Source organism: Streptomyces sp. NPDC051976 (genome assembly GCF_040680795.1).
Lineage (GTDB): Bacteria > Actinomycetota > Actinomycetes > Streptomycetales > Streptomycetaceae > Actinacidiphila.
Genome location: NZ_JBFAXL010000029.1, coordinates 40,739 through 62,458, shown reverse-complemented (window position 1 = coordinate 62,458; position 21,720 = coordinate 40,739). Strand labels below are relative to the sequence as shown.

18 protein-coding genes are annotated in these 21,720 nt (G+C 71.4%); 6 read left to right on the top strand and 12 right to left on the bottom strand.

Features of this window, described 5'->3' with window-relative positions; translation table 11 throughout:
- Nucleotides 1-17: 17 nt before the first annotated feature.
- Both npdG and AB0M29_RS26175 read left to right on the top strand, forming a co-directional pair.
- Nucleotides 18-725 (top strand): NADPH-dependent F420 reductase, encoded by a 708-nt coding sequence (gene npdG, locus AB0M29_RS26180; protein WP_365386682.1) that lies wholly within the window; start codon nt 18-20, stop codon nt 723-725.
- A 79-nt stretch (nt 726-804) separates the two neighbouring features.
- The gene (locus AB0M29_RS26175) at nt 805-1,017 is read left to right on the top strand and encodes a hypothetical protein (protein ID WP_365386680.1); all 213 of its coding nucleotides are present in this window, start codon (nt 805-807) and stop codon (nt 1,015-1,017) included.
- On the opposite strand, the gene AB0M29_RS26170 is transcribed toward AB0M29_RS26175, so the two are convergent.
- Nucleotides 1,014-1,796 (bottom strand): site-2 protease family protein, encoded by a 783-nt coding sequence (locus AB0M29_RS26170; RefSeq protein ID WP_365386678.1) that lies wholly within the window; start codon nt 1,794-1,796, stop codon nt 1,014-1,016. The genes AB0M29_RS26175 and AB0M29_RS26170 overlap by 4 nt on opposite strands.
- 196 nt (nt 1,797-1,992) lie before the next feature.
- Between AB0M29_RS26170 and AB0M29_RS26165 the strand changes: the two genes are divergently transcribed.
- Nucleotides 1,993-5,778, top strand: coding sequence for a BTAD domain-containing putative transcriptional regulator (locus AB0M29_RS26165; protein WP_365386676.1), 3,786 nt, complete (start codon nt 1,993-1,995; stop codon nt 5,776-5,778).
- A gap of 23 nt (nt 5,779-5,801) precedes the next feature.
- On the opposite strand, the gene AB0M29_RS26160 is transcribed toward AB0M29_RS26165, so the two are convergent.
- The 6 genes from AB0M29_RS26160 to panB form a co-directional block, all read right to left on the bottom strand.
- Nucleotides 5,802-6,635, bottom strand: coding sequence for an ABC transporter permease (locus AB0M29_RS26160; protein ID WP_365386673.1), 834 nt, complete (start codon nt 6,633-6,635; stop codon nt 5,802-5,804).
- Nucleotides 6,632-7,681 (bottom strand): ATP-binding cassette domain-containing protein, encoded by a 1,050-nt coding sequence (locus AB0M29_RS26155; RefSeq protein WP_365386671.1) that lies wholly within the window; start codon nt 7,679-7,681, stop codon nt 6,632-6,634. Before AB0M29_RS26155 ends, AB0M29_RS26160 begins: the two co-directional genes overlap by 4 nt.
- A 130-nt stretch (nt 7,682-7,811) precedes the next feature.
- Nucleotides 7,812-8,495 carry a zf-HC2 domain-containing protein gene (locus tag AB0M29_RS26150; RefSeq protein WP_365386669.1) on the bottom strand — a complete coding sequence of 228 codons (684 nt, stop codon included), beginning with the start codon at nt 8,493-8,495 and terminating at the stop codon, nt 7,812-7,814.
- Nucleotides 8,492-9,103 carry a sigma-70 family RNA polymerase sigma factor gene (locus tag AB0M29_RS26145; protein ID WP_365386666.1) on the bottom strand — a complete coding sequence of 204 codons (612 nt, stop codon included), beginning with the start codon at nt 9,101-9,103 and terminating at the stop codon, nt 8,492-8,494. Before AB0M29_RS26145 ends, AB0M29_RS26150 begins: the two co-directional genes overlap by 4 nt.
- Nucleotides 9,103-9,651: a hypothetical protein gene (locus tag AB0M29_RS26140; protein ID WP_365386663.1), complete on the bottom strand. Its 549-nt coding sequence runs from the start codon at nt 9,649-9,651 to the stop codon at nt 9,103-9,105. The genes AB0M29_RS26145 and AB0M29_RS26140 overlap by 1 nt, the downstream gene beginning before the upstream one ends.
- A 136-nt stretch (nt 9,652-9,787) precedes the next feature.
- Nucleotides 9,788-10,651: a 3-methyl-2-oxobutanoate hydroxymethyltransferase gene (gene panB / locus AB0M29_RS26135; protein ID WP_365386662.1), complete on the bottom strand. Its 864-nt coding sequence runs from the start codon at nt 10,649-10,651 to the stop codon at nt 9,788-9,790.
- Between the two features lie 161 nt (nt 10,652-10,812).
- On the opposite strand from panB, the gene AB0M29_RS26130 reads away from it, so the two are divergent.
- The 3 genes from AB0M29_RS26130 to AB0M29_RS26120 all read left to right on the top strand — a co-directional run bounded on the left by AB0M29_RS26130 (nt 10,813) and on the right by AB0M29_RS26120 (nt 14,270).
- A complete protein-coding gene (locus AB0M29_RS26130; RefSeq protein ID WP_365386659.1) occupies nt 10,813-12,402 on the top strand; it encodes an MFS transporter in 1,590 nt (529 codons plus the stop codon).
- Nucleotides 12,399-13,013: a TetR/AcrR family transcriptional regulator gene (locus AB0M29_RS26125; protein ID WP_365386658.1), complete on the top strand. Its 615-nt coding sequence runs from the start codon at nt 12,399-12,401 to the stop codon at nt 13,011-13,013. Before AB0M29_RS26130 ends, AB0M29_RS26125 begins: the two co-directional genes overlap by 4 nt.
- Before the next feature lie 225 nt (nt 13,014-13,238).
- A complete protein-coding gene (locus AB0M29_RS26120) occupies nt 13,239-14,270 on the top strand; it encodes an endonuclease/exonuclease/phosphatase family protein (protein WP_365386656.1) in 1,032 nt (343 codons plus the stop codon).
- Nucleotides 14,271-14,306: 36 nt separating this feature from the next.
- Here the strand turns inward: AB0M29_RS26120 and AB0M29_RS26115 are convergent, their stop codons facing one another.
- The 5 genes from AB0M29_RS26115 to AB0M29_RS26095 all read right to left on the bottom strand — a co-directional run bounded on the left by AB0M29_RS26115 (nt 14,307) and on the right by AB0M29_RS26095 (nt 21,517).
- On the bottom strand, nt 14,307-16,058 hold the full coding sequence (locus AB0M29_RS26115; protein WP_365386654.1) for an NAD+ synthase: 1,752 nt from the start codon (nt 16,056-16,058) through the stop codon (nt 14,307-14,309).
- Nucleotides 16,059-16,393: 335 nt separating this feature from the next.
- A complete protein-coding gene (locus AB0M29_RS26110) occupies nt 16,394-18,052 on the bottom strand; it encodes a glycoside hydrolase family 13 protein (protein ID WP_365386653.1) in 1,659 nt (552 codons plus the stop codon).
- A 123-nt stretch (nt 18,053-18,175) separates the two neighbouring features.
- Nucleotides 18,176-19,066, bottom strand: coding sequence for a carbohydrate ABC transporter permease (locus AB0M29_RS26105; protein ID WP_365386651.1), 891 nt, complete (start codon nt 19,064-19,066; stop codon nt 18,176-18,178).
- Nucleotides 19,067-19,081: 15 nt separating this feature from the next.
- On the bottom strand, nt 19,082-20,032 hold the full coding sequence (locus AB0M29_RS26100; protein WP_365386650.1) for a sugar ABC transporter permease: 951 nt from the start codon (nt 20,030-20,032) through the stop codon (nt 19,082-19,084).
- Between the two features lie 84 nt (nt 20,033-20,116).
- Nucleotides 20,117-21,517, bottom strand: coding sequence for an extracellular solute-binding protein (locus AB0M29_RS26095; protein ID WP_365386649.1), 1,401 nt, complete (start codon nt 21,515-21,517; stop codon nt 20,117-20,119).
- Nucleotides 21,518-21,720: the final 203 nt, after the last annotated feature.

Sequence of the window (21,720 nt, the reverse complement as noted above, 5' to 3'; positions counted from 1 at the left end):
CTGGCAGGATCCCCGGTATGACTACCCCTGAGGACGACAAGACGAAGGCGCCCGCCAAGGACCCGTGGGAGCTGCCGGACGTGTCCGGCCTGGTGGTGGGCGTGCTCGGCGGCACCGGCGACCAGGGCCGCGGCCTCGCCTACCGGCTGGCCAGGGCCGGCCAGAAGGTCATCATCGGCTCCCGCAACGCCGAGCGCGCGCAGACCGCCGCCGCGGAGCTGGGCCTGGGCGTGGACGGCGCCGACAACGCCGAGTGCGCCCGCCGCAGCGACATCGTGATCGTCGCCGTGCCGTGGGACGGCCACGCCAAGACCCTGGAGTCCCTGCGCGACGAGCTGGCGGGCAAGCTCGTCGTCGACTGCGTCAACCCGCTGGGCTTCGACAAGCAGGGCGCGTACGCGCTCAAGCCCGAGGAGGGCAGCGCCGCCCAGCAGGCCGCCGCCCTGCTGCCGGACTCCCGCGTCACCGCCGCCTTCCACCACCTGTCCGCGGTGCTGCTGCAGGACCCCGAGGTCGCCGAGATCGACACCGACGTGATGGTGCTCGGCGAGGTCCGCGCCGACACCGACATCGTCCAGGCGCTCGCCGCCCGCATCCCCGGGATGCGCGGCGTCTTCGCCGGGCGGCTGCGCAACGCCCACCAGGTCGAGTCCCTCGTCGCCAACCTGATCTCGGTCAACCGCCGCTACAAGGCCCACGCGGGCCTGCGCGTCACCGACGTCTGAGCCGTACGGAAGGCCCCGGGGCATGGGGGACAATGTCCGGACGACGACCGTTTCCGCGTCAGGACAGGAGCCACCCCCCATGCCCCGCCTCGCCCTCTACGCCTTCGCGGTGTGCCTGCTCTCGGTCGCCGCCGCCGTGGTGTCCTTCGTCAACGGCAGCCTGCTCGGCATCGTCTGGGTGCTGCTGGCCGGGCTGACGAGCAACATGTGCTGGTACTACGTGCGCAAGGGCAGGATCGACGCCCGGGCCCGCGCGGCCGCCGCCGAGGGTCCGGCCACCGCGGACCGTTAGTTCTTCCAGAACCGGAAGAGCGTGTAGCCGAAGCGGATGTAGTCCTCGGGCACGTGGAACCAGCCCATCACGGTGTACACGGCGTCGAAGAACTTCACGTTCACCGACGGGATCCACAGCACACCGAAGACGGCCAGCAGGCCGAACTGGGCGAACGGCTCCACCTGGCGGCGCGTCTGGTACGACAGCCACGGCTCGACGATGCCGTAGCCGTCGAGCCCCGGCACCGGCAGCAGGTTGAGGACCGCCGCCGTCACCTGGAGCATCGCCAGGAAGGCCAGCGCCGCCAGGAACTCGGTCGGCCAGGTGTCCACCGCGCCCAGCGCGAAGGGCAGCATCAGCAGTACGGCGAAGAGCAGGTTGACCAGCGGACCGGCGGCGGAGATCAGGCTGTGCCGCCAGCGGCCGCGGATCCGGCCCCGCTCGATGAAGACCGCGCCGCCGGGCAGGCCGATCCCGCCCATGATCACGAAGACCACCGGCAGCACGATCGACAGCAGCGCGTGTGTGTACTTCAGCGGGTTGAGGGTGAGATAGCCCTTCTCGCCGATCGAGATGTCACCGCTGTGCAGGGCGCTGCGGGCGTGCGCGTACTCGTGCAGGCACAGCGAGACCACCCAGCCGGACACCACGAACAGGAACACCGCGAATCCGTGGTCCGAGGCGAACTCGGTCCACACCGCCCAGCCGGACACGGCCATGACCGCCACGATGCCGAGGAATATCGGGCTGATCCTGCTGTCCCCGTGACGGGTCCTGCGGATCGGTGTGACGCTCATGTACTGGCTCCTGCTGGATGGTGTGGGTGACCCCGGCGGTGTCCGGTCACGGCCCTGGCGGGACCGGCCGCCCGATCATGCCATCAGGGACGCCGACGGCACAGGTCGTGCCGGGAAAACGTCCGGCGCGGGTAACGGGTTCCACGCGTCGGCGGCCACGGCGCCGCGAGCGGCCCGGCTCCGTAAGAATGGGGCGGTGCGATACACGATCCTCGGTACCACTCAGGCCCTGCGCGACGACGGTACGCCCGCCACGCTCGCCGGTGGACGGTTGCGCGCGCTGCTGACCGCGCTCGCGCTGCGGCCCGGCCGGGTGATCGGCGCCGAGGCGCTGATCGACGAGGTGTGGGACGGCGACCCGCCCGCCGGGGCGACGGGCGCCCTCCAGGCGCTGGTCGGGCGGCTGCGGCGGGCCATCGGTCATGACGCGGTCGGCTCGGTCGAGGGCGGCTACCGGCTGGAGGCGGTCCAGGACGACGTCGACCTCTACCGTTTCGAGCGGCTCGCCGACGAGGGGGCGCGGGCGCTGGCCGACGGCGACCCGGTGAAGGCGGCGGGGCTGCTGGGCGACGCGCTGGCGCTGTGGCGCGGCCCGGCGCTGGCCGACCTGCCCGACCGCGGTACGGCCGCGGTGCGCAGCGAGGCGCTGCGGACCGACGCCCAACGGCTGCGGCTCACCGCCGAGTTGGCGCTGGGCCGGGCCGGGCAGATCCTGCCGGAGCTGGCCGAACTCGCCGCCGCCCACCCCCTCGACGAGCCGTTGCGTGCCCTGCACATCCGCGCCCTGCGCGCCGCGGGCCGTACCGCCGACGCGTTGCACGCCTACGAGGCCGTCCGCCGCGACCTCGCCGACCAGTTGGGCGCCGACCCCAGCCCCGAACTGCGCGCGCTGCACGCCGAACTGCTCAACCCGGCCCCGTGGCAGCCGACTTCGGCGGACCCGTCGGCCGCGGTGACGGGCGGCCCGGGACGGCACGCGGCCGCGGCGGGCTCCGGCGCGCCCGCCGCCGCGGCCCTGTCCGACGGGCACGGCCACCACGGCGCGGATCCCGGCGCACACCGTGACGCCGCCCGCGACGGCCACCGCGACCACCGGCCGCCCGCCCGCGCACCCGGCAACGGGCGGGCGCGGCTGACCAGTTTCGTCGGCCGGGAGGCCGATCTCGCGGCGGTCCGCGGCGACCTGGAGCGCGCCCGGCTGGTGACGATCACCGGCCCCGGCGGCACGGGCAAGACCCGGCTGTCGCAGGAGACCGGCGATCTGCTGGCCGGTCAGTGGCCGGACGGCGTCTGGTACGCGGAACTGGCGCCGGTCAGCGACCCGCGGACGCTGCCGGAGGCGGTGATCAGCTCGCTCGGGCTGCGCGAGACGCTGCTGCACTCCGGCGGCGGCGCCGAGTCGGCGATGGCGGTGGAGACCAAGGGCAAGGACCCGGCACGCCAGCTCGCCGACTACTGCGTGGGCCGCAAGCTGCTGCTGGTGCTGGACAACTGCGAGCACGTCATCGACGCCGCCGCGGCCCTGGCCGAGCAGCTGCTCGCCGAGTGCCCCGACATCGCGGTGCTCGCCACCAGCCGTGAACCGCTGGGCGTACCGGGCGAGTTGGTACGGCCGCTGGACCCGCTGCCGGACCCGACCGCGCTGCGGCTGCTCGCCGACCGGGGCGCGGCCGCCAGGCCCGGCTTCTCGCCGCAGGAGGACCCGGTGGCCTGCGCCGAGCTGTGCCGCCGGCTGGACGGACTGCCGCTGGCCATCGAGCTGGCCGCGGCCCGGCTGCGCAGCCTGTCGCCGCGCCAGCTCGCGGACCGGCTCGACGACCGCTTCCGGCTGCTGACCGGCGGCAGTCGTACGCTGCTGCCCCGCCAGCAGACCCTGCGCGCGGTCGTCGACTGGAGCTGGGACCTGCTGGAACCCGCCGAGCGCGTGCTGCTGCGCCGCCTGGCCGTCTTCCGCGGCGGTTGGACCCTGGAAGCCGTCGAGGCAGTCGCCGCCGACACCGGCACGCCGCTTGCGCCCTTCCCGCCCGGCTCGCCGCGCTCCGGCCAGGCCGCCGGTGCGGCTGGCGCGGCCGGTGCGGCTGGCACGGGCGGTACGGCTCGCACGACCGGTACGACGCATACGGCCGGTGCGGCTCGCGCGACCGGTACGACGCATGCGGCCGGTATGGCCGACTCGGCCGCCACCACCGGCGCGGCCGCGACCGGCCCGCGCCCGGTGACCCTGGCTCCCGCTCCCGGCCCCGACGACCGGATCGACGCGCCCGATGCCGCCCCGCTGCTCGCCTCGCTGGTCGACAAGTCGCTGGTGCTCGCCGACATCGACGGCGACGGCGTCCGCTACCGGATGCTGGAGACCATCGCCGAGTACGCCGCCGAGCGGCTGGACGAGTCGGTGGAGCGCGCGGCGGTCGAGCGGCGGCACATGACGTACTTCCGGGAGTACGTCCGCGCCGCCGACGCCCGGCTGCGCGGCGCGGGCCAACTGGTGTGGCTGGAACGGCTGGAGCGGGAGCACGAGAACCTGCGGGCAGCGCTGCGCCGGGCGGTGGACGCGGGCGACGAGCAGGAGGCGCTGGTCCTGGTGCTGGGCTGCGCGTGGTTCTGGGAGGTGCGCAACTACGCCTCGGAGCGCCGCTACTGGCCCGGCACGGTGGCGGCGATGGGTCCGGACCCGTTCGCCGAGCCGTCCGCGCTGGTGCCGCTGGAGCGGGGCCCGCTCGACGACCCGCCGCCGCTGGAGGGCGAACGCCTGCTGGAGGCCCGCCGCTGGGCCCGCGTGGTGGAACTCGCGGCCTTCGAGAGCGAGAACGACTGGTGGACGGAGCCGTCGCTCGCGCAGGTCGGCCGCGCGCTGATGGACACCTACCCGCCGCATCTGCCGCAGTCCGCCCGCACCCCGGGCATCCTGCGCGCCTACGGTGTCTTCTTCGCCGGGGAGTTCGACCGGCTGCACGAGATGATGGACGACACCGTCGAGAGCTGCCGCCGCCACGACCGGCCGTGGGAGCTGGCGTTCGTCCTGCAGCTGCGCGCCAAGATCAACAACGACATCGCCGAGAAGCGGGCCGACTCGCTGCGCGACATCCAGGAGGGACGGCGGCTCTTCGAGCGCCTCGGGGACGAGTGGGGCACCGCCGAGACCCTCTCGGCGGAGGCCGAGACGGCCGCCAACAACGGCGACTGGGCCCGCGCCGCCGCCTGCTGCCGTGAGGGCATCGCGCTGGCCCGCAGGATCGGCTCGCACCAGCATGTGCCGGTGCTCACCGTCCGGTTGGGCGACGCCCTGGTCAACGCGGGCGAGCCGGAGGAGGGCGAGCGGATGCTGCGCGAGGGCGTCGAGGACGCCGAGCGCTTCGGCGCCGCCCACGACGGCGCCGCCTTCTACGGCAAGCTGCTGCTGGCCGGGGTGCTCAGCCGCCGTGGCGCGCTGGCGGAGGCGCGGCGGCTCATCGACGACGCGATCGTCGAGAGCGAGCGCGGCACCTCGGGCGTCCCGGGTTTCATCCTCGGGATGCTCCGCGCCATGCAGGGCTTCCTGATCGGCAGGACCGGCGACCCCGAGGCCGGCCTCCGCCAGCTCGCCGACGGCCTCGACGCACTCAACGCCCACCCGCTGGCCTCGGTCATCGCCCCGCGGATGGCCATCCTGCTCGCCCCCGGCGCCGTGGAACTGCTGACGATCCTGGCCACCGGGGAGCCCTTCACCCCCGGCTCGACGGCGCCCGGCCCGTCGTCGCGCCCTGACGACCCCGAGGAGCTGCGGCTGCGTCGGGCCCGCCGCGCGGTGGCCGTGCTCGGCGCCCACGACAAGCTGCGCCCGGCCGCGATGGCCCCGGCCGAGCGCCGGGACATGGACCGCGCCGAGGAACTGCTGCGCGCCACCCTCGGCGCGGTGGGCGACGGCGCGTACGCGGCCGCGTACGCCGAGGGCGACGGCCTCTCGCTCGACGAGGCCGTCGCCCTGATGCGCGACGTGGACTGACACCGGCCGGCGCCGGACCGCGGTCAGGTCTTCTTGCGGAACCGCGCCACCGCCAGCGGCGCGGTCACCGCGGTGATGCCGACGGCCCAGGCCAGCGTCACCCACACCGAGTGGGCGACGGCCCCGCCGTTGATCAGCGCGCGGGCCGCGTCCGCCAGGTTGGACAGCGGGTTGACCTTGGTGAAGCCCTCCAGCCAGCCGGGCATCGTGGTCGGCGGCGCGAAGATCGAGCTGCCGAACTGCAGTGGCATCAGAACCAGCATGGCGACCCCCTGAACGGCCTGTGCCGTCTTCATGGTCAGTCCGAGCAGGATGAAGATCCACATGAGGGAGGCACCGAACACCACCGACAGCACGATCGCCGCGAACAGGTGCAGTACGTCCGTGTGGATGGTGAGGCCCAGGGCGAAGCCCATGCCCAGCAGGATCGCCGTGGCGACGAGCATCCGTCCGACCTCGACGACGATCTTGGCGATCAGTACCGAGGACCGCGCGATCGGCATCGTGCGGAACCGGTCCATGACCCCCTTCTTGAAGTCGTCGTTGACACCGGTGCCCACGGCCATCGCGATGTTCATGCCCATCATCGCCATCAGGCCGGGGACCACGTAGTTCACGTACTCCTGCTGGTGTCCCTTGCCGGACACCGCGCCGCCGAAGACGTACACGAACAGCAGGGTGAAGATGATCGGCATCAGGACCGCGTCGAACATCGACTCCGGGTCCTGCTTGATCTGGAGCATGTTGCGGCGCGCCAGCGCGCCGATGTGCCGCAGGTTGGCCCGCAGGCTGATCCGGCCCTCGCCGGCCGCGGCCGCCTGTGCGGGCGCGGTGATCGTCGCCGTTGCCGCGCTCATGCCGCGACCTCCACTTCGTCGTTGCGGGTGGCGGCGTCGGACGCGGCGGAGCCGCCGGAGCCGGATTCCGCCGCGTCGGACTTCTTGCCGGTGATGGCCAGGAAGACCTCGTCCAGGCTGGGCAGATGGGTGCCGATGTGGGCGATGGAGAAGCCGCGCGAGCCCAGCAGCGCGACCACGGCGGTGAGCTGGTCGTCGCTGAGGATCGGGACGCTCACCACGCCCTCCTCGATGTCGGGCGTGGCACCGGCCACGCCGTCGAGCCCGGCGTCCCTGATGGCGGCGGCCATCGCGGTCACCAGCGCCGGCTCGGTGGGGCGGATCACCAGGGTGCGTCCGCCGACCTTGGCCTTCAGCTCGGCCACCCGGCCGTTGGCGATCACCCGGCCGCGGTCGATGACCGTCAGCTCGTTGGCGAGCTGCTCGGCCTCCTCCATGTACTGGGTGGTGAGCAGCACGGTGGCGCCGTCGCGGACCATCCGCTGCACCTCCTCCCACACCTCGTTGCGGGTGCGCGGGTCGAGGCCGGTGGTCGGCTCGTCCAGGTAGAGCACCGCCGGGTGGCCGATCATGCTCGCCGCGAGGTCGAGGCGGCGGCGCATACCGCCGGAGTACTGCATCGCGGGCCGCCTGGCGGCCTCGGTCAGCGAGAAGCGCTCCAGCAGCTCGTCGGCGCGGGCCCTGGCGTCCTTGCGGGACAGGTCCAGCAGCCGCCCGATCATGTAGAGGTTCTCGCGGCCGGAGAGCTTCTCGTCGACCGAGGCGTACTGCCCGGTCAGCCCGATCACCCGGCGCAGCTCCCTCGGCTGCCGCAGTACGTCGTAGCCCGCCACCCGGGCGGTGCCCGCGTCGGGCTGCACCAGGGTGGACAGCACCCGCACCAGGGTGGTCTTGCCCGCCCCGTTGGGACCGAGTACGCCGAGCACCGTGCCCTGCCGTACGTCGAGATCCACCCCGTCAAGAGCCTTGGTCGCGCCGTAGTGCTTGACCAGACCCCGCACCTCGACGGCGTTCTCGCCGCCGTTCTTCGTCAGTCGCGTCGTCATGGGGACCACCATGGCGGGCGCCGCTGACATGCCACCGATATCCCGCCGACAGGGCCGGGCGACCGGCGATCGGCCCGCTGTCAGCGCGCTGTCGGCGGGGCCGCGGCCGGGCGCGGGCGGCGGCCCGGGTTCAGACGGGGATGCTGACCAGCAGGGTGCCGTCCGTGGTACGGACGTCGAAGTGGCTGATGGCGTCCTTGTGCAGACCTGCCGCGCCGTGCACGGTCAGCGGCACGGGCTGGCTGCTGGTGCCGTACCCCGCGTCGGGCACCGACCAGGTGGCCACCGTCTGGCGGCTGCCGTCCTGCCCCACGGCGATGAGGCTGCAGGTCAGCGGGCCGCGTATGCCCGCCAGCCGGAGGTCGACGGCGCTGCCCCAGCCCTTGTCGGCGATCCCCACGGTCGCCGAGGCGCCGGTCGCCGGATTCGTCGCCGAGTGCTGCTCGGCGGCCAGTGTCGGGGCGGCGACCGGCTGGCTGCCGCTGTCGTTGGTGGCGATCAGCGCGGCCGTCGGGCCGCCGATCACCAGCACGGCCGCCGCGGCGACCGCGACCAGCCGCCGCCGCTTGCGGCCCCCGCGCTCGGCGGCGACCTGCGCCAGCAGCCGCTGCAGCATCGCGTCACCGGTGGGCCGTTCCACGAACGCCAGCCCGCCGTCCTCGAGCAGCTCGTCCAGCACCGGCAGCACACCGCTGAGCTCGTCCAGCGCCGCGCCGCACACCTCGCAGTCGGCCAGATGGGCCTCGAAGGCCGCCATCTCCGGCTCGTCCAGCGCCCCGAGCAGATAGGCGCCCACGTCGACATGGTCTGTCATGAGGTGGTCACCCCTCTCTCTTCCAGCGCGTTCCGCAGGGCGCGCAGCGCGTAGAACACCCGGGAGCGTACGGTCCCCTGGGGCAGGCCGAGTTCATCGGCCGCCTCGTTCACGGTACGTCCCCTGAAGTACGTCTCGACCAGCACCTCCCGGTGCGCGTCGGACAGGTCCTGCAAGGCGTCGGAGATGGTCATCAGCCGCAGCGACCGCTCCAGCTCGTCCTGGGCCGGGACCTGCTCCAGGGCGGCGGGGGAGGTCTCCGGCGGACGGGACTGGCGGCTGCGATGGCCGTCGATCACGATCCGCCGGGCCACGGTCACCAGCCAGGGCCGCAGCGAGCGGGCGGCGGGGTCCAGCCGGGTGGCGCTCTTCCACGCCCGCAGCAGCGTCTCCTGGACGATGTCCTCGGCGAGGTAGCGGTCGCCCGCGACCAGCCGGAGCACATACGCGAACAGCGCGCCCGCGTGCTCGCGGTACAGCGCTCGCATGAGCTCCTCCTCCGGAACCGGTTCGGCCGGTTCCGGAGGACCTGACGATGGTCCGTCCACGGCGGCATCCTGCCGCACTGGCAGCCGCCGGTCGAGTTCACGGGTCGCGGGTCGGGACATCAGTACCCGTATCCGCCGCCGGAGGACGACGAGGAGCCGGACGTACCGGCGGCCTTGCCACCGGTGGGAGTGACCGCGAACCAGGTGCCCATGACGCCCTGGCCGTTGGTGTCACCGGCCTTGGTGTCCATCGAGTAGGTGTAGACGGGCCAGCCGTTGATCGTGAGCTGCTTGGCGCCGTTGGTGCCGGTGACGCTGCCGATCAGCTTGTGGTCGACGCCCTGGACGCTGCTCGCGGTGGTGGCGGGGGCGGCGGGCCACAGGGTCGCGCAGGCGCCCGTGCAGTGCGAGGCGGGCGGGCTGGCGGAGTCCTTGTCGAAGCGGTAGAGCGTGAAGCCCTTGCCGTTGACCACGATCGTGCCGAGCGAGGCGTCCTTCACGGTGTGCACGGCGGCGGCCGAGGCACCGGCCGACGTCGACATGCTCGAAGACGGGGAGGACGAGCTCGAACCCGAGCCGGAGGAGGAACTGCACGCGGAGACGGCGAGGAACAGCCCCGCGGCGAAGACTGCCGCGGTGGCCGTTCCCCGGCGGGTGGTGAAGGCCATGATGACTTCCCGTTGCTGCGGTGGTCGCCGCCTGAGCGGCGCTCATCGTCATATACGGAAGACGTGGCCGTTTGTCTCAAAAGGGGCGGAGCCGGGTTGCACCCGGCTCCGCCGCCTCGCCGACCGGTGCCGCCGGTCAGTGGAAGCTGTGCTCCTCCAGCGGGAAGCCGCCGCCCACCACGTCCTCGGCGAACGCCTTCGCGGCGTCCCCGAGCACCTGCCTGAGCTGCGCGTACTGCTTGGTGAAGCGCGGTGTGCGGCCGGCGGTCAGCCCGGCCATGTCGGTCCACACCAGCACCTGGGCGTCGGTGTCGGGCCCGGCGCCGATGCCGATGGTCGGGATCTGCAGCGAGCGGGTGACCTCGGCTGCCAGCTCGGCCGGGACCATCTCCAGCACGACCGCGAAGGCGCCCGCGTTCTGCGCCGCCTTGGCGTCGCTGACCAGCCGGTGGGCGTCCTCGTCGCCGCGGCCCTGCACCCGGTAGCCCATGGTGTTGACCGACTGCGGGGTCAGGCCCAGGTGCGCCATCACCGGGATACCGGCCTGGACGATCGCCTCGGTCTGCGGCAGCGAGCGCTCGCCGCCCTCCAGCTTGACCGCGCCGACCCCGGCCTCCTTGACCAGCCGGGTGGCGCTGCGCAGCGCCTGCACCGGGCCCTCCTGGTACGAGCCGAAGGTGAGGTCGCCGACGACCAGTGCGCGGCTGGTGCCGCGCACCACGGCGGCGGCCAGCATCGTCATCTGGTCCATGGTGACCGGGACGGTGGTGTCGTAGCCGAGGTGGCAGTTGCCCATCGAGTCGCCGACGAGGATCACCGGGATCCCCGCCTCGTCGAAGACCGACGCCGTCATCGCGTCGTAGGCGGTGAGCATGGGCCACTTCTCACCGCGCTCCTTGGCGGCGGCGAGATCGCGGACCGTGATGCGACGGGTGCCGGTGCCTCCGTACAGCGTCTTCACGCCGTCCGAGGACTTCTGGGCAGCCGGAAGTTGCGTCATGGTGACGGCTCCTTCATTCATCTCGAGGCGCCCTGACGGCGTCCCCGGATCCCTTCCATGCTGGCACGCGCGGGCCCCTGAGCAAAGACCAGGCCCGTTTTTGCCTCAGCTTTACGATACGAGACGGTCCCGTATCGTAAATCGAATCTAGGGTGGGCGGCATGGCCGAGAAACCGACAGACGCCGTACCGGAGGCGGTCCACCGCCGCCGCTGGGCGATACTCACCGTCCTGCTGTTCAGCCTGCTCGTGGTGGTGCTGGACAACTCGATCCTGAACGTGGCGATGAAGACCATCGCCCAGCCGTCCCCGAAGGGCCTGGGCGCCACCCAGAGCCAGCTCGAATGGGCGATCAACTCCTACACCCTGGTCTTCGCGGGCCTGCTCTTCACCGCGGGCCTGCTCGGCGACCGGCTCGGCCGCAAGAAGGTACTGCTCTTCGGCATGGTGGTCTTCGGCGCCGGATCGGCGCTGTCGGCCTTCTCCGGCTCCGCGGGCGAGCTGATCGCCTTCCGCGGCGTCATGGGCTTCGGCGGCGCCTTCATCATGCCCGCCACCCTCGCGATCATCATGAACGTCTTCGAGCGCGACGAGCAGCCCAAGGCCATCGGCATCTGGACCGGTGTGGTCGGCCTGGCCATCGCCATCGGCCCGATCACCGGCGGCGCGCTGCTGGAGCACTTCTGGTGGGGCTCGGTCTTCCTGGTCAACGTGCCCATCGTCGTCGTCGCCGTGATCGCGATGTTCGTCCTCGTGCCCGACTCCAAGGACCCGCGGCCCGGCCGCCTGGACCCGCCCGGTGTGCTGCTGTCCATCGTCGGCCTGGTCCTGCTGATCTTCGGCATCATCAAGGGCGGCCAGTTCGGCGACTTCACCCGCCCCGAGGTGTGGGGCACCGCGCTCGGCGGCCTCGCGATCCTCGCCCTCTTCGTCTGGTACGAGGCGCGCAGCGACCACCCCGCCTTCGACGTGGCGTACTTCAAGGACCGCCGCTTCTCGGCCTCCGTCGCCGCCATCGGCCTGGTCTTCTTCGCGCTCATGGGCGTGACCTTCTTCATCGTCTTCTACACCCAGTCGGTACGCGGCTACAGCCCCCTCCAGACCGGTCTGCTGCTGCTCCCGCTGGCCGCCGCCCAGATGGTCTTCGCCCCGCGCGCCCGGCTGGTCGTGGACCGCTTCGGCGCCCGCGCCGTCTGCGCGGGCGGCCTGACCCTGACCGGTGTGTCCTTCCTCGGCTTCCTGCTGCTCGGGCAGTCCACCCCGATCTGGGTGCTGGAAGTGCTGTTCTTCCTGATGGGTACGGCGATGGCGCACGTGATGCCGCCCGCCACCGTCATGATCATGTCGTCGCTGCCGCGGGAGAAGGCCGGTTCCGGCTCCGCGGTCAACAACACCTTCCGGCAGGTCGGCGGCGCGCTCGGCGTGGCCGTACTCGGCTCGCTGCTGTCCACCGTCTACCGGCACGGTGTCCAGGACCACCTGGGGACGCTGCCGCCGGCCGCCCGGCACTCGGCCGGTGAGTCGATCGAGGCCACCCTCGGCATCGCCGAGAAGCTCGGCCCCAAGGGCCAGCCGCTGATCCAGCCCGCCAACGACGCGTTCATCCACGCCATGCACCTGACCGCCATCGGCTCGGCGGCCGTCGCCTTCGTCGGCACCGTCGTCGTCCTGCTGTTCCTGCCCGCCAAGCAGCGGTCGGAGGCCACCCCCGGCGGCACCACGGAACCCCAGAAGGTGGGTGCCGAGCAGTGACCCAGCCGCCCGGTACGACGGCTTCGCGGCGCGGACGCCCGCGCCGTGAGGCCGTCGACCGCGCGGTCGTCGAGGCGGTGCTGCGGCTGCTCGCCGAGGGCGCCGGCTTCGCGGACCTGTCCATGGAGGGCATCGCCCGCGAGGCCGGGGTCGGCAAAGCCACCGTCTACCGCCGCTGGCCGGGCAAGGACGCACTGCTGCTGGACGTGCTCGCCACCCTCGACCCCCAGCCCCACGAACCGGCGACCGGCTCGCTGCGCGGCGACCTGGTCGCCGTCGTCGATGCGGTCAGGCTGCGCAGCGTGGCCAAACGCGAGTCCGTCCTCATGCGCAACGTGCTGACGCAGATCCACAGCAACCCCCAGTTGTGGCGGCGCTACAACGACACCATCGTGCTGACCCGGCGCCGCGCCGTCGCCCGCATCCTGGAACGCGGCATCGCCGACGGGGAGATCCGCCCCGAACTCGGCGACGACATGGAACTCCTGGTCGACATGGTGGTCGGCCCCGTGCTGTCCCGGGCCGTGCTGCACCCGGACGCGCCGCTCGCCGACGACCTGCCGGAGCGGGTGGTGGACACCCTGATCGACGGGATGCGGCCGCGCGCCTGAGCCGCGTTTCGAGCCGTGTTTCGAGCCGTGTTCCGCGCGTGTGCGGCCCATCTGACGAAGACGTGCGGAAGAAGACCGTACGGTCCCACCGCTGTCCTGGTCCTGTCACAGCCCGCCCCGTCCCGGCCGGAAGCGGAACCCGCCGCCCCCCGCGGTCCGTCGCTTCTCATAACGATCCCCTAGGGTCGGAGCACTCGGCACGGCGGCAAGGCAGTGAGGATTTCTATGACTCAGGCGCAGAGCAGCACGGACGCGACCACCGACGGCGGAGAGCCGCCGCGGGGCGGCGCATCCGGAGCCCGCGCCAGATTCATCCGCTGGTGGCAGCCGGAAGGCACCTGGCGGCGCGGCATCGTCCTGGCGGTGCTCGCGCTGGCCCTGGCGCTGCTGCTGTTCCTCCACTCCGACGTGCCCAACCGGATCGGCAACCTCGGCAGCCTGCTGGAGACGTTCCTGCCCTGGCTGGGGCTCGCGATCCCGCCGCTGCTGGTCCTGGCGGTCGTCAGGCGCTCGGCCACCGCGCTGATCGCCGTCCTGGTCCCCTCGGTGGTCTGGCTCAACCTCTTCGGCGGGCTGCTCACCGACAAGACCTCCGCGGGCGGCGACCTGACCGTCCTGACCCACAACGTCAACGCGCAGAACCCGGATCCCGACGGCACCGCGCGGGACGTCGTCGCCGCGGGCGCGGACATCGTGGCGCTGGAGGAGCTGGCGGTGAGTCAGGCCCCGCGCTACACCCGCGACTTGGCCGCGGCCTACCCGTACCACACGGTGCAGGGCACGGTCGGGCTGTGGAGCAAGTACCCGATCAGCGGGGTGCGGCCGGTCGACATCAAGATGGGCTGGACCCGCGCGATGCGCGCCGATGTGCACACCCCGCACGGCGAGGTGGCGGTGTATGTGGCGCATCTGCCTTCCGTGCGGGTGAAGTTCAACGCGGGCTTCACCGCCGGGCAGCGGGACAACGCGGCCGGCGCGCTCGGCCAGGCCATAGCGGCCGAGCCGCTGAGCAGCGTGGTGCTGCTCGGCGACCTCAACGGCACCATGAACGACCGGGCGCTGGCCTCGGTCACCTCGCAGATGCGCTCCACGCAGGGCGCGGCGGGCAACGGCTACGGCTTCAGCTGGCCCGCGAGCTTCCCGATGGCCCGGATCGACCAGATCATGGTCAAGGGCATCGAGCCGAAGTCGTCGTGGACGCTGCCGAGGACGGGCAGCGACCATCTGCCGGTCGCCGCCCGTCTGCAACTGCCGTAGGAACCCCGGCCCGCGGGGGGCGCGGGGGCGCGGGGGCTACTCGCCCTCGCGCCAGGCGTTGGTGATCGGCAGCCGCCGGTCCTTGCCGAAGCCCTTCGCGGAGATCTTCGTGCCCGGCGGGTACTGGCGGCGCTTGTACTCGGCGGTGTCGGTGAGCTTGAGGATCCGGGTCACCAGCTTCGGGTCGAACCCGGCCGCGACGATCTCCTCGCGGCCCTGGTCCCGGTCCACGTACAGCTCCAGGATCCGGTCCAGGACGTCGTAGTCCGGCAGCGAGTCGGTGTCGACCTGGCCGGGGCGCAACTCGGCGCTCGGCGGCTTGCTGATGGAGTTCTCCGGGATCGGCGGTGTCTCGCCGCGCTCGGCCGCGACCGCGTTGCGCCAGCGGGCCAGCCGGAAGACGGTCGTCTTGTAGACGTCCTTGATCGGGCCGTACGCGCCGACCGAGTCGCCGTACAGCGTCGAGTAACCCACCGCCAGCTCGCTCTTGTTGCCCGGCGCGAGCACGATGTGGCCCTCCTGGTTGGAGATTGCCATCAGGGTCACCCCGCGCAGCCGCGACTGCAGGTTCTCCTCGGCGAGCCCGGTCAGGCCCAGCGACTCCATGTACGCGTCGAACATCGGGGCGATGGGGACGGTCCGCAGGTTCAGCCCCGTACGGCGGGCCAGTTCGGCCGCGTCGCCCCGGGAGTGCTCGGAGGAGTACCGCGACGGCATCGAGACGCCGTACACGTCCGCCGCGCCGATCGCGTCGCAGGCGATGGCCGCCACCAGCGCCGAGTCGATGCCGCCGGACAGGCCGATCAGCACCGAGCGGAAGCCGTTCTTCTCCACGTACGCGCGCAGGCCCGTCACCAGCGCCCCGTAGACCTCGGCGTCGTAGTCGAGCGGCTCGACCTCGACACCGGGGAACGCTGCCTCGTACGGCTCCACCGGCTCCTCGGAGAGCGTCACATGGCGGATCTCCAGGCCGTCCTGCACCCGGCCCGACGGCGTCTCCTCCGCCGCGGCGGGCAGGTCCAGGTCGAGGATCACGCAGGTCTCGGCGAACTGCGGGGCCCGCGCGATCACGTCGCCGCGCTCGGAGACCACGATGCTGTCGCCGTCGAAGACCAGCTCGTCCTGCCCGCCGACCATGGCCAGATACGCCAGGGTGCAGCCCGCCTCCTGGGCGCGCTTGCGGACCAGCTCCAGCCGGGTGTCGTCCTTGTCCCGCTCGTACGGCGAGGCGTTGACCGACAGCAGCAGACCGGCTCCCGCGGTCCGCGCGGCCGGCACCCGGCCGCCGTCCTGCCACAGGTCCTCGCAGATCGCCAGCGCCACGTCGACCCCGCGCACCCGGACCACCGGCATGGTGTCGCCCGGCACGAAGTAGCGGAACTCGTCGAAGACGCCGTAGTTCGGCAGGTGGTGCTTGGCGAAGCGGAGCGCGACCTCGCCGCCGTACAGCACCGCGGCGCAGTTCTGCGGGGCGCCCGCGGGCTGCCCCGAGCGCGGCGCGTCCGCGCTGCGGCCCAGGTACCCGACCACCACCGGCAGCTCGCCCAGCCCCTCGGCTGCGAGCCGCTTCGCCAGCGCGACGAGAGCCGTGCGGCTCGCCTCCACGAACGACGAGCGCAGGGCCAGGTCCTCCACCGGGTACCCGGTGAGCATCATCTCGGGGAACGCCACCAAGTGGGCCCCCTGCCCGGCGGCGTGCCGGGACCAGCGCACGACCGACTCCGCGTTCCCGGCGATGTCGCCGACCCGGGAGTCGATCTGATTCAGAGCAAGGCGTAGTTGAGGCACGCCCCCCACTATAATCGTCACCCCGACACAATGTCCCGCCCGCGCTGGCGTCCCCGGTCACACCGGAGTGCCCCGGCGCTCGCGCTGACGCGCGCTGCGCTTGCGGAGGCCCAGGCACCGGAGTGCCCCGAAGGGGCGCGGGGAAGCGCGCTGCGCTTGCGTCGCCGGTCACGCCGGTAGTGCCCCGAAGGGGCGCGGGGAACTGCGCGGCCCGCCCCCACCGGCCGGTGGTCCGAAGACAACCGATCTGCCCCTCTGGGGCCGGTGGTGACGTGCAGGCACGCGACGGCTGGTCGCGCAGTTCCCCGCGCCCCTTCGGGGCGAACCCCGGGGCGTTAGCCGCGGAGCCAGACCGCGGTGTCCGGGGGGAGCCGCCCGTCGGGGCCGAGGGGGCCCGAGGTGAGGAGGAGGCGGGAGTGGGGCGGCAGCCCCACGGGATGGGCGGCGAGGTTGACGACGCAGACGAACTCGGGCCCGCGCCGGAAGGCGAGAACGCCCGGCTCGGCCCCGAGCCACCGCATGGGCCCGTCACCGAGCCCGACCTCGCCCGCGCGCAGCGCGATGGCCGCGCGGTACAGGGACAGCATCGACCCCGGGTCACCGGCTTGCACCTGGGCGGTGCGCCGCCCCCACTCCGCCGGCTGCGGAAGCCACGGCTCGGCGGAGCCCTCGGGGCTGAAGCCGAACGGGGTGGCGCCGCCCGACCAGGGGAGCGGGACGCGGCAGCCGTCCCGGCCGGGATCGGTGCCGCCGGAGCGCAGGTACATCGGGTCCTGGAGCCTGCCGGCGGGGATGTCCTCGACCTCGGGCAGCCCCAGCTCCTCGCCCTGGTAGAGGTAGACCGAGCCGGGCAGCGCCAGGGTGAGCAGCGCGGCGGCCCGCGCCCTGCGCGTCCCCAGCTCCGGGTCGCTCGGAATGCCGAACGCCTTGGTGGCGAAGTCGAATCCGGTGTCGGCCCGCCCGTAGCGCGTCACCGTACGCGTCACGTCGTGGTTGCACAGCACCCAGGTGGCGGGCGCGCCCACCGGCTCGTGGGCGGCGAGCGTGGTGTCGATGGAGGTGCGCAGCTTCGCGGGTTCCCACGGGCAGGCCAGGAAGTCGAAGTTGAACGCGGTGTGCATCTCGTCCGGCCGCAGATAGCGGGCGAAGCGTTCGGCGTCCGGCATCCACACCTCGCCGACCAGGATCCGCGTGTCGGGGTACGAGTCCGCGATCCGCCGCCAGCCGCGGTAGATCTCGTGCAGGTCGTCGCGGTCGATGTACGGGTGCGGTGCGGCCGGTGTGCCGGGCGGCCCCGGTTCGGTCGGCAGGTCGGGCAGCGCCGGGTCCTTGGTGACCATCGCGGCGGAGTCGATGCGCACCCCGCCGGCGCCCCGGTCGAACCAGAAGCGCAGCACGTCCTCGTGCTCCTCGCGGACGTCCGGGTGGTCCCAGTTGAGGTCGGGCTGCTCGGAGTCGAAGAGGTTGAGGAACCAGTCGCCGGGCGTGCCGTCCGGGTCGGTGGTCCTGGTCCAGGCGGGCCCGCCGAACTGCGACGGCCAGTTGTTGGGCGGCAGTTCACCGTTCTCACCGCGGCCGGGCCGGAACCAGAAGCGGTCCCGCGCCGGGCTGCCGGGGCCCGCAGCCAGCGCCTCGCGGAACCACGGGTGGGCGGCCGATATGTGGTTCGGCACGATGTCGATGATGGTCCTGATACCCAGCGCCAGGGCCTCGGAGATCAGCTTCTCGGCCTCCGCGAGGGTGCCGAAGACCGGGTCGATGTCCCGGTAGTCGGCCACGTCGTAGCCGCCGTCGGCCATCGGCGAGGGGTACCAGGGGTTGAACCAGAGGGCGTTGACGCCCAGCTCCGCCAGATAGGGCAGCCGGGACCGCACCCCGGCGAGGTCGCCGGTTCCGTCGCCGTTGCTGTCGGCGAAGCTCCGCGGGTAGACCTGGTAGATGACCGCGCCGCGCCACCAGTTCTCGTCGGCCTCGGGCTGAGGGGTGTCTGCCACGTCAACGTCCTTTCGGGCAGGTGGGACCCCGCCGCCGGCCCCGGGAGGCGGGGATGTGGACAAAGGGGCCGGCGGCGGAGTGCTGTGGGGTGGTGCGTTACGGGAGGAGGCGGTGCGGAGCGGTCAGCCCTTGAGGCTGCCGGCGGTCAGGCCGGACATGATGTTGCGCTGGAAGAGCAGGAAGATCAGCAGCGTCGGCACGGCGGAGATGGCGAGACCGGCGATGATCACGTTCTGCGGGACGCCCTGCGACAGCGAGTTGATGCCGATGTTGATCGGCTGCTTCTTCGGGTCGGGCTCCACCAGCATCGGCCACAGGAAGTCCTTCCAGACGTTCACCACGGCGAAGATGGACACCACCCCGAGGATCGGCCGGGACATCGGCAGCACGATCGACCACAGGGTGCGCAGCGGGCTGGCGCCGTCGATGGCCGCCGCGTGCATCAGGTCCTCGGGGATCGAGTCGAAGAACCGCTTGAGCAGGAAGATGTTGAAGCCGTTGGCGACCGTGGGCAGCCAGATCGCCCAGGGGGTGCCGATCAGGTTCATGTGCAGCACCGGCAGGTCCAGCACCGTCATGTACTGCGGCACCACCAGCACCGCGGCCGGGATCATCAGCGTGGCGAGCATGGCGCCCAGGATCAGCTTGCCCAGAACGGGGCGGAGCTTGGAGATCGAGTACGCGGCCGCCACGTCGAAGACCAGTTGGAAGGCGAGCGCGCCGAACGCGTAGTACATGGTGTTGAAGAGCAGCCGGGCGATCGTGAAGTCCGACCAGGCGTCCTTGAAGTTCCCCGGCTTGGGGTGCTTCGGGAAGAGCGTCGGCGGATTCTGCACCACCTCGGAGGCGGATTTGAAACCACCGGTCACCATCCAGTACAGCGGCCCCACGAAAATCAGGGTGAAGACCACCAGGACCACCGAGAGCACGGTCCAGTAGATGATTTTCCCGCGCCGCCGGCTGAGCGTCGCCGACGAGATCAGGGTGCGGGTCTGCGGAGTGTACGTTGCCATGATCCGTTGTCCCCTCTAGTCGACGTTCTTGCTGAGCCGCGTGTACAGGCCGGAGAACACGGCCAGTACCAGCAGCAGGAAGAGGCCGAGCGCCGCCGCGCTGCCGAAGTTGTTGTAGTTGAAGGCGTACTGGTAAACCATGTAGACGACCGTCATCGTGGAGTTCTCCGGGCCGCCCTTGGTGAGCAGGAAGACATTGGTGAACTCCTGCATGGTCGCCACGATCTGGATCAGCAGCATGAGCGAGAGCACCATGCGGGTCTGCGGGATCGTGACGTGCCAGATCTTGCTCCACAGGCCGGCGCCGTCCAGGTCGGCGGCCTCGTACAGCTCCCCGGGGATGTTCTGCAGCGCCGCCAGATAGATCAGTGTGGCCGCGCCCATGTTCATCCAGGTGGCCGCGATGACCACCGAGATCATCGCGGTGTGCGACGAGTCGAGCCATTGCGACGTCGGCAGGTGCAGCGTCTTCAGCACATGGTTGAAGAGGCCGTAGTCCGGGTTGTAGAAGTACTTGAAGAGCAGCACTCCGGCCACCGGCGGGAGCATCACCGGCAGATAGACCAGAATGCGCAGATAAGCCTGCGCGTGCCGCAGTTCGTTGAGCACGATCGCCACCACGAACGGCACCGCGAAACCGATCACCAGCGCGTAGGCGGTGAATTCACCGGTGTTCTTCCAGGCGGTCCAGAAGTACGGGTCGTGGTAGACGCGGTCGAGGTTCTTCATCCCGACCCACGACGTCACCCCGCGCTTCTTCTCCTGGAAGCTCATGATGACCTCGCGGACCATGGGGTACCACGAGAACATCAGGAAGCAGAGCACCGCCCCGATGAGGAACCCATGGGCCTGCAGATTGCGCCGCAGCTTGCGGCCGTTGCCGGACGGCGCCGGTCCGCCGGTCTGTCCGGCCGGGCGCCTGGCGTGGCGCTTGGTCGTGTTCTCGGGGACGGTCGTCGCCGCCATGGGGTGCTCCTCGGCTGATCGTGGTACCGGAGGTCTGCCGCCGTGGCGGGGGCCGGTCGGGACCGGCCCCCGCGGGCCGCGCTGTTACTGGCTGGCCGCCAGCAGCTGGTTGACCTGCGTCTCGGCGGTGGAGAGCAGCTTGGAGACGTCGGCGCCCTTGTTGGTCAGCACACCGGACATCACCGAGTCGAGCACGGTGTAGATCTTCTGCGCGTTCGGCGGCTCGGGCTTCACCGGGACCTGCGCGTCCACGTACGTCTTGAAGTTGTCGATCGGCACGGTGGCGTTGGCCGTCTTGGTCGCGGTGTCCTTGGCCTTGGAGGCGCCGGTGAAGAAGAACGGCTGCGGCAGGCCGACGGGCAGACCGTCGGTCTTGTTGCGCGGGTAGTTGAACTGGCCCTTCTCCAGGGTCAGGAACTTGAAGTTGACCCAGGCGATGCCGGCCTTGATCTGGTCGGGCGTGGCCGACTTCTTGAACATGTAGTCGGCGCCGCCGAACAGCGCGGTCTTGCCGCCGGGGATCGGCGCCATGCCGATGTCCTCGAACTTCGCCTTGTACTGCTGCACGACCAGCGGGATGTCGTCGGGCGCGCCCACGTACATGCCGATCTTGCCGGTGCCCATCGCCTTCTGCACGTCACCCCACTGCAGACCGGGCGTGGCGGGCATGCTCTTGTCGGTCCAGCGCATGTCGTGCAGCGTGGTCAGGATGCCCTTGGTGCCGTCGTCGTTGAAGGCGGCCTTCTGGCCGCTGTCGTCCACGGCCTTGCTGCCGACGCCGTACATCTCCGACACCAGGTGCCAGCCGCCCTGGTTGCCGGCGCTGTTGTCCATGTAGCCGTTGATGCCCTTGCTGCCCAGCTTGTCCTGGATGACCTTGGCGTCCTGCCGGACCTCGTCCCAGCTGGTCGGCGGCTTGTTGGGGTCGAGACCGGCGTCGGTGAAGATCTTGCGGTTGTAGATCAGACCCATCTGGTAGTTCGACGTCGGCAGGCCGTAGAGCTTGCCGCCGTCCTTGAGGACGGAGAGCACGCCCGGGTCGATGTCCTTGAGGTTCGGGATGGTCTTGTCGTTGACGTACGCCGATATGTCCGCGGCCTGTCCGGCGTCCAGCACCTGCTGGAGGTCGGTCATGTAGGTGTAGAACGCGTCGGTCTGGCTGCCGCCCTGGAGCATGGCCGTGAACTTGGCCGGGTCCTCACAGGGGAAGGCGTCCTTGCTGTTCACCGTGACGTTCGGGTACGTCTTGTTGAACTCGGCGACGTCGTCGATCCACTGCTGACGCTCGGCCTTCTTCGTGGTCGGCGGCTCGCAGTCGACGCTGATCGTCACCTTGGTCTTCGGGTCCAAGGGGGTGCCGGCGCCGGCGCTCGGCTTGCTGCCGGTGTCGCTCTTGTCCTTGCTGCTGGAACACGCGGCTCCGGTCAAACCGATGCCTGCGACCAGCGCAACTGCCACCAGTCTGCGGTAGCGGATTCTGCTCATGATCAAACCCTTCCCCTGAACCACTGCGCGTCGTCGGACTGCACTTGGGACCCCCGCGGCACATGATGCACATGATGCTCGGCGCAGGTGCACGCCGCCGTTTCGGGTTGGCTCAACGTACTTAACCCGATAGATGTCCGCAAGATGTCGCGCGAATTTCGCAAAGACACGACTCGGTTACGACGTCGGCACGCCGCGGAAGC